The organism is Clostridium nigeriense, assembly GCF_050585265.1.
GTDB classification, from domain to species: Bacteria; Bacillota; Clostridia; order Clostridiales; family Clostridiaceae; genus Clostridium; species Clostridium nigeriense_B.
In genome coordinates this window covers 61,973-69,391 of the sequence record NZ_JBNOOE010000017.1, presented here as the reverse complement: position 1 = coordinate 69,391, position 7,419 = coordinate 61,973, and the positions used below count along the sequence as shown (strand labels likewise).

The 7,419-nt window shown below is 30.3% G+C and carries 6 protein-coding genes; 1 reads left to right on the top strand and 5 read right to left on the bottom strand.

Going from position 1 to position 7,419, the window contains the following annotated elements; all coding sequences use genetic code 11:
• Positions 1-99 precede the first annotated feature (99 nt).
• The 5 genes from dnaJ to hemW form a co-directional block, all read right to left on the bottom strand.
• A complete protein-coding gene (gene dnaJ / locus ACQPVP_RS14045; protein ID WP_430850958.1) occupies positions 100-1,230 on the bottom strand; it encodes a molecular chaperone DnaJ in 1,131 nt (376 codons plus the stop codon).
• A 90-nt stretch (positions 1,231-1,320) separates the two neighbouring features.
• The gene (dnaK, locus tag ACQPVP_RS14040; RefSeq protein ID WP_430850956.1) at positions 1,321-3,189 is read right to left on the bottom strand and encodes a molecular chaperone DnaK; all 1,869 of its coding nucleotides are present in this window, start codon (positions 3,187-3,189) and stop codon (positions 1,321-1,323) included.
• Positions 3,190-3,249: 60 nt separating this feature from the next.
• Positions 3,250-3,897 (bottom strand): nucleotide exchange factor GrpE, encoded by a 648-nt coding sequence (gene grpE / locus ACQPVP_RS14035; RefSeq protein WP_430850954.1) that lies wholly within the window; start codon positions 3,895-3,897, stop codon positions 3,250-3,252.
• Positions 3,898-3,914: 17 nt separating this feature from the next.
• The gene (hrcA, locus tag ACQPVP_RS14030) at positions 3,915-4,946 is read right to left on the bottom strand and encodes a heat-inducible transcriptional repressor HrcA (RefSeq protein WP_430839918.1); all 1,032 of its coding nucleotides are present in this window, start codon (positions 4,944-4,946) and stop codon (positions 3,915-3,917) included.
• 184 nt (positions 4,947-5,130) lie between these two features.
• Entirely contained in the window at positions 5,131-6,267 is a 1,137-nt protein-coding gene (gene hemW, locus ACQPVP_RS14025; RefSeq protein ID WP_430850952.1) for a radical SAM family heme chaperone HemW, read from the bottom strand.
• A 130-nt stretch (positions 6,268-6,397) separates the two neighbouring features.
• Between hemW and ACQPVP_RS14020 the strand changes: the two genes are divergently transcribed.
• On the top strand, positions 6,398-7,306 hold the full coding sequence (locus tag ACQPVP_RS14020; RefSeq protein WP_430850950.1) for a patatin-like phospholipase family protein: 909 nt from the start codon (positions 6,398-6,400) through the stop codon (positions 7,304-7,306).
• Positions 7,307-7,419 lie beyond the last annotated feature (113 nt).

Below are 7,419 nucleotides of genomic sequence, written 5' to 3'. Positions count from 1 at the left end.
TAATCTTAAATTTTATCCACAACTAATAATAGAAAAACCCTCTGTTTTTAAACAGGGGGTTTTTCAACAAACTGAAAGAATTAGCTAAGCTAATTCTTTCTATTTAAATAAATCTTTTAAACCTTTTTTATGAGATGTTCCTTCTCCAACTTTTTCTCCGCAAGCTTCCATAAATGCCTTTAAAGCATCCTTTTGCTTTTCATTTAAGTTCTTAGGAATATCTACTATTACTTTAACGTATTGATCTCCTCTACCAGATGAGTTTACTCTTGGTACCCCTTTTCCTTTTAATCTAAATAGTGTACCTGATTGAGTTCCTGCAGGAATTGTGTACTTCACATCTCCATCTACTGTAGCAACAGTTATTTCTGTTCCTAAAGCAGCATTACCCATAGATATATGAGCATCAATATATATATCATTTCCTTTTCTTACAAACTTCTTTGAAGGAGCCACATTAATTTTTACGTATAAATCTCCTGGTGGGCCATCATTTGTACCATGATTTCCTTGTCCTCTTAAAGGCATAACATTTCCTGTATCTACACCAGCTGGAATATTAACTGTAATTTTTCTTGTCTTTCTAACATGACCTCTTCCATGACATGTAGTACATGGTTCTTCAATAATTGTACCAGTACCATGACAAGTATCACAAGTTGAAGTACTTACAAAACTTCCAAGCGGAGTTTGTCTTTGAACTCTTACTTGCCCTTGACCATTACATGTTGGACATGTCTTTTTTGAAGTACCAGCTTTAGCACCTGTTCCTTTACAAGATTCACAAGATTCGCTTCTATCTATTGTTAGTTCCTTTTCAACTCCAAAAACTGCTTCTTCAAATGTTAAATTAATTGTATATTCTAAATCAGAACCTCTTTGAGGGCCATTTCTTCTTCTTCCGCTGCCACCGCCGCCTCCAAAGAAGCTTTCAAATATGTCTCCAAAGCCACCCATCTCTGAAAAATCAAAGCCGCCAAATCCACCTGCACCAAATCCACTTCCATCGAAATCAGCTGTTCCATACCTATCATATCTTTCTTTTTTCTCTGGATCTGAAAGCACTTGATAAGCTTCATTTATTTCTTTAAATTTATTTTCAGCTTCCTTATCGCCTTGATTCTTGTCAGGATGATATTTTATAGCAAGCTTTCTAAAGGCTTTTTTGACTTCTTCTTCTGAAGCTCCTTTTTCAAGCCCAAGGGCTGCATAATAGTCCTTATTTGCCATCTATTTTCACCACCATTTTCAACTTCATAAAAGGGAAGACGACTTTTGCCTTCCCTCATATATTATATATATCTCATTAATAAGTTACAACTATTTATCGTCTTTAACTTCAAAATCTGCATCTACTACATTATCATCATGTGAAGTATTTCCTGCTCCACCCATATTGTTTGGATCAAAGCCTGCTCCACCCATGTTATTTGGGTCAAAACCTTCAGCTCCACCAGCTGCTTGATACATTTTTGAAGATAATGCATAGAATTCTTTATTTAATTCTTCCATTGCATTTTTAATAGCTTCTAAATCTTCGCCATCTTTAACTTTATTTAATTCATCTAATTTAGCTTGAACTGTAGCTTTTTCATCAGCAGATACCTTATCTCCTAATTCTTCTAAAGCCTTAGCTGTTTGATAAGAAACTTGGTCTGCATTATTCTTAACTTCTATTTTTTCTTTTCTCTTCTTATCTTCTTCAGCAAATTTTTCTGCTTCTTTTACTGCCTTTTCAACTTCTTCATCACTTAAGTTAGTTGATGCTGTAATAGTAATATTTGCTTCTTTATTAGTTGCCTTATCTAAAGCTGATACTTTAACTAATCCGTTAGCATCTATATCAAATGTAACTTCGATTTGTGGAATTCCTCTTGGGGCTGGAGCTATTCCAGATAGAGTAAATCTTCCTAATGTCTTATTATCAGCAGCCATTTGTCTTTCACCTTGAACTACATGAATTTCAACTGATGTTTGACCATCTGCTGCAGTTGAGAATGTTTGACTCTTCTTAGTAGGAATTGTAGTATTTCTTTCAATAAGTGGTGTCGCAACTCCACCTAATGTTTCAATTCCTAAAGTTAATGGTGTAACGTCTAATAATAATACGTCTTTAACATCTCCAGTTAATACACCTGCTTGAATTGCTGCTCCAACTGCAACACATTCATCTGGGTTAACTCCCTTTGAAGGTTCTTTTCCAGTAAAGTTCTTAACAGCGTCTACTACTGCTGGAATTCTTGTAGATCCACCAACTAATATTACTTTATCTATATCACTTAATGAAAGTCCTGCATCTGATAATGCCTTCTTCATTGGTTCAATTGATCTTTGAACTAAGTCATGAGTAATTTCATTGAATTTAGCTCTAGTTAAGTTCATATCTATATGCTTTGGACCTGTTGCATCAGCTGTTATAAATGGTAAGTTTATGTTAGTTTGCATTGATGAAGATAATTCAATCTTTGCTTTTTCAGCAGCTTCTTTTAATCTTTGAAGTGCCATCTTATCATTTCTTAAATCTATTCCATTTTCAGCTTTAAATGACTCTGCAATAAAGTCCATAATTTTTTCGTCAAAGTCATCTCCACCTAGCTTAGTATCTCCATTTGTTGATAAAACTTCGAATACACCATCACCAAGTTCTAGGATAGATACATCAAATGTACCACCACCTAAGTCGTAAACAAATATTTTTTGGTTAGTATCCATTTTATCTAGACCATATGCTAATGCGGCTGCTGTTGGTTCGTTTATTATTCTTAAAACTTCTAAACCTGCAATTCTACCAGCATCTTTAGTTGCTTGTCTTTCAGAGTCATTAAAGTATGCAGGAACTGTTATAACTGCTTGAGTTACACTTTCTCCTAAATAGCTTTCAGCATCTGCCTTAATTTTTTGAAGTATCATTGCTGATATTTCTTGTGGTGAATGATCTTTACCATCTATATTAACTTTATAATTGGTTCCCATATGTCTCTTAATAGAGATTACTGTTTTATCTGGATTAGTAATCGCTTGTCTTTTAGCTATTTGTCCTACTAATCTTTCACCATTTGCTTGGAATGAAACTACTGATGGAGTTGTTCTAGCACCTTCTGAGTTACTAATAACAACTGGTTCCCCACCTTCCATAACAGCTACACATGAGTTAGTTGTTCCTAAATCAATTCCTATTATTTTTCCCATAATATATTTCCTCCTAAAACTATATATTATATATTAAAATTTAGTTAATATGTCTTAATATTAATTAGCTACCTTTACTACGCTATATCTAATTACCTTATCTCCTCTTTTATATCCCTTTTGGAATACTTCCGCTACTGAATTAGCTCCAAGATTCTCATCTTCAATATGCATTACTGCTTGATGATAATTTGGATCAAATTCTCCAGTTGCATCTATTTCTTCAACTCCTAATTTTTCGAAAGAAGCTTTGAATCCTTTAATAGTCATTTCTATTCCTTTTTTAATATCTTCAACACTTCCCTCAACAGAAATTGCTCTCTCTAAATTATCTAGCACAGGAATCATTTCCTTTAGCACATCTGTACATGCATCCGTGTATATTCCTTCTTTTTCTTTAGCTGTTCTTTTTCTATAATTATCATATTCTGCTGTTAATCTAAGTAGTCTTTCTTTTAAAGCCTCTACTTCATTGTTTAGCTTCTTATTTTCATCCTTTAACTTACGCATAATATCTAATTCATTTTCCTTATCATTATTTTCAAAAGCTATATCTTCTGAAGAGTCCTCTGCCATATTATTTGAAGAGCTATCTGTTTCTGATTCAAGATTAGAGTTTACTTCTTCATTCTCATCAACTTTATTATAAGTCTCATTAGTATTCTCTAAACTTTCTTGATCGTCTATTCTCTCCTTCATATCCTCCACAAAAACACCTCATCTCTTTATTCTATAATTTGATTTCTTAAGCTTTTATTAAGCTCTTTCATAACTTGATTCATAATTGCAACAACCTTAGAATAATTAATTCTCTTCGGTCCAATTAATCCAATTTTTCCTATTGGTCTGCCATCTACAGAATACTCTGCTGATATAATAGAACAGTCCTTTGCTTCAGGGAAGAAATTTTCTTCTCCTATTCTAATAGTTATATCATTTCCTGGTTCAATTAACTCTAGCAAATTATCTTTATCATTAATTAAAGATAAAATTTCTTTTGCTTTTTCAATGTTGTTATATTCAGGATAATTAAAAATATTAGTTGCCCCTTCAATAAATACTTCTGTATTATTAGATTCCTTTAAGGTTTCATATAAGGCAGGAAGTAATCCATTGAAAACTTCATCAAACCCAGCTAATTCATGTTTTAGGTTGTTTATTACTTCCAAGTTAATTTCTTCAATAGTTAAATTTCTTAGTCTTAGATTTAAGACTTTATTTATCATTTGGATAGTTTCAGGCTTTGGCATATTATTTACTCTTATTCTATGGTTTTTAATAACTCCACTGTCTGCTACTATTACAGAAACCAAATTATGACTATCTATCGGAAGTAATTGAATGGATTTTATATAACTACTTCTTACAGAAGGTGTTTGTACTATAGTTGTTAAATTTGTAAGCTCTGACAATAATGAACAAGCCTGCTTTACTATTTTATCAACTTCATACATTGCTGAATTAATTATATATTCCTTTATTTTTAATTCCTCGTCCTTACTGAGCCTTCCTGTTTCCATTAGTTTATCTACATATAATCTATATCCCTTATTGGAAGGTACTCTTCCGGCAGAAGTATGAGGTTGTTCTAAATAACCCATTTCTTCTAAATCAGCCATTTCATTTCTAATTGTAGCTGATCCAACCCCTAAGTCATATCTTTTAGCTATTGTCCTTGAGCCTACTGGCTCTCCTGTCATGATATAGTCATTAATGATAGCCTGAAGTATTTTTATTTTTCTTTCATCAATAGCCATTATATCACCTCTACCTGTTAGCACTCAATATCATCGAGTGCTAATGACTACAATATCAATATATTCCTTATTGACTTTTTTGTCAATTTGATTAGAGCATAAAATAAATAATCTCATTTAAATTTATAAAATTATCCTTTATTTTCTTTGTTTTTCTAATATTTTCTCTTTTTTTCTATCATGATTAAGTTAGTATGAAATCACTCATAACAGAATTCGATAACTCTATACCCTTTTCAGTTAACCTTAAATTATAATTATCTAAAAGAAGTAGTTTATTATTAATATTTTTATCAATTACCTCTTTATATATACTTTCAATATTTACTCCAAACCTTTTTTTAAACTCATTAATATTAATACCTTCTATCATTCTCAAGCCCATAAAAATAAATTCTTCCATACTATCTTCTAATGTATTTATAGTAATATGTTCCATTATATCTTCGCCTGAATTTATTTTATCTATATAAGCTTTTACATTTTCTATGTTTTTTATCCTTTTACCATCTATAAATGATGTGGAAGCAGAGCCAACTCCTAAGTAATCATAATTCTTCCAATAAACTTTATTATGATAACATTCAAATCCTACCTTTGCGTAATTAGATATTTCATATTGATGATAACCATAACTATTTAATACATCTTTAGTTATTGAATACATCTCTCTCTCCTCTTCCTCTGAAGGTAATATTAATTTATTTCTTTCCCAGAGCTTATAAAATGCTGTTCCTTCTTCGACTATTAGACTATAAGCAGAAATATGTTCTGGATTTAACTTTGCAACAACCTCAAGGGATTCTTTCCATTCATCTAAGCTTTGATTAGGAAGTCCAAACATTAAATCTATATTTATATTTTTAAAACCCACTTTTCTTGCTAAGTTAAAATTTTCTTCAAATTGTTTAAAACTATGAATTCTCCCTATATCTTTAAGCAATGAATTTTGAACAGCTTGAAGTCCCATACTAATTCTATTTACTCCTCCATCCAACATTGCTTTAAGTTTTTCTTCTTCTAAAGCTCCAGGATTACATTCCATAGTAAATTCCATACCTTCGCTTAATGTAAGCTTATTTATAGACTTTAACATTTTAGTAATTTCTTTAGTTTCTAAATAAGATGGCGTACCACCACCAATAAATATGCTTTTTATTTTATATTTACTAGCCTTAGTTTCTATTTCTTTACATAAAGCATCTACATAATCCTCTCTTAAGTGATCAATAGATGCATATGAAGGAAAATCACAATAAAAACACTTTTGTTTGCAAAAAGGTATATGTATATAAAGAGATAGCTCTTTTTTCTTTTCCATTTCATCAACTCTTTCTATAATAATTTATTCTTATCCTTATTATACAAAAAGAAAATAAAATAAAAAGCATAATCCAATATTTTGAATATATTAATAACATCAGTAATTAAATTTGTTAGGAGGATTTAATTTGAAAAAGTTTAGAATTCTTTCCTTTGATGGAGGTGGAATAAAAGGTTCTTTAAGTCTTGAAATATTAATTAGAGTTCTTGATAAATTTCCAAACCTTTTAAATGAAGTTGATCTTTTTGCAGGAACATCAACAGGTGCTATAATAGCAGCTTTCCTTGCTAAAGGAATTCCATTAAAGGAGTTAAATAATTTATATACTACTAAAATTTCAAAAGAAATTTTTTCTCCTTCTAGGTTTAATTTAATAAGACCTAAATTTAGTAATAAAGCTTTAAAAAATCTAATTAATAATTATTTTGAAGATGACTTTAAAATTTCAAATTTTAAAAAGTTTATCTTTATTACTTCATTTTATTTAGGTAATAAAGATAAAACATCTTGGGAACCTGTGTTTTTTAATAATTTATCTATAAATTCAACTAGTAATTTTATTGCTAGTGATGCTATTTTAGCTAGCTCTGCTGCCCCTACATACTTTCCATCTCATAAAAATTATATAGATGGAGGGGTAATAGCTAACTCTCCTACTGCAATTTCAATTTTATCATCATTATCTTCATTTCCTAAATACACTATAGATGATATTGTACTTTTATCCATAGGAACTGGAAATAGTCCCGAAAAAATAATATGGAAAACTGAAAATTGGGGAATATTACAATGGTCTTTCCATCCTTTTTCTAAGATGAAATCTCCATTGTTAGCATTGTTAATGGATGGAATGTCTGATTTAGAAGATATGTATTGCAAAGAATTTTTAAAGAATAATTATTTTAGAATAAATCCTAGAGTACCTAATTTTATAGAATTAGATAATTATAAATTCATTCCTTACCTAAGAGCTATAGGGAATACTTGTGATTTATCAGAACTTTATAGTTTTATAGAAAATATATATTTAAAATAATGAATATGTAACAAATTTTCCATTATAAGTATATAATAAACTATATTAACACCTCAAGTTAATATAAACCAATACTATTACCACCTTACTCTTATAGTTATCTAACAAAAAGG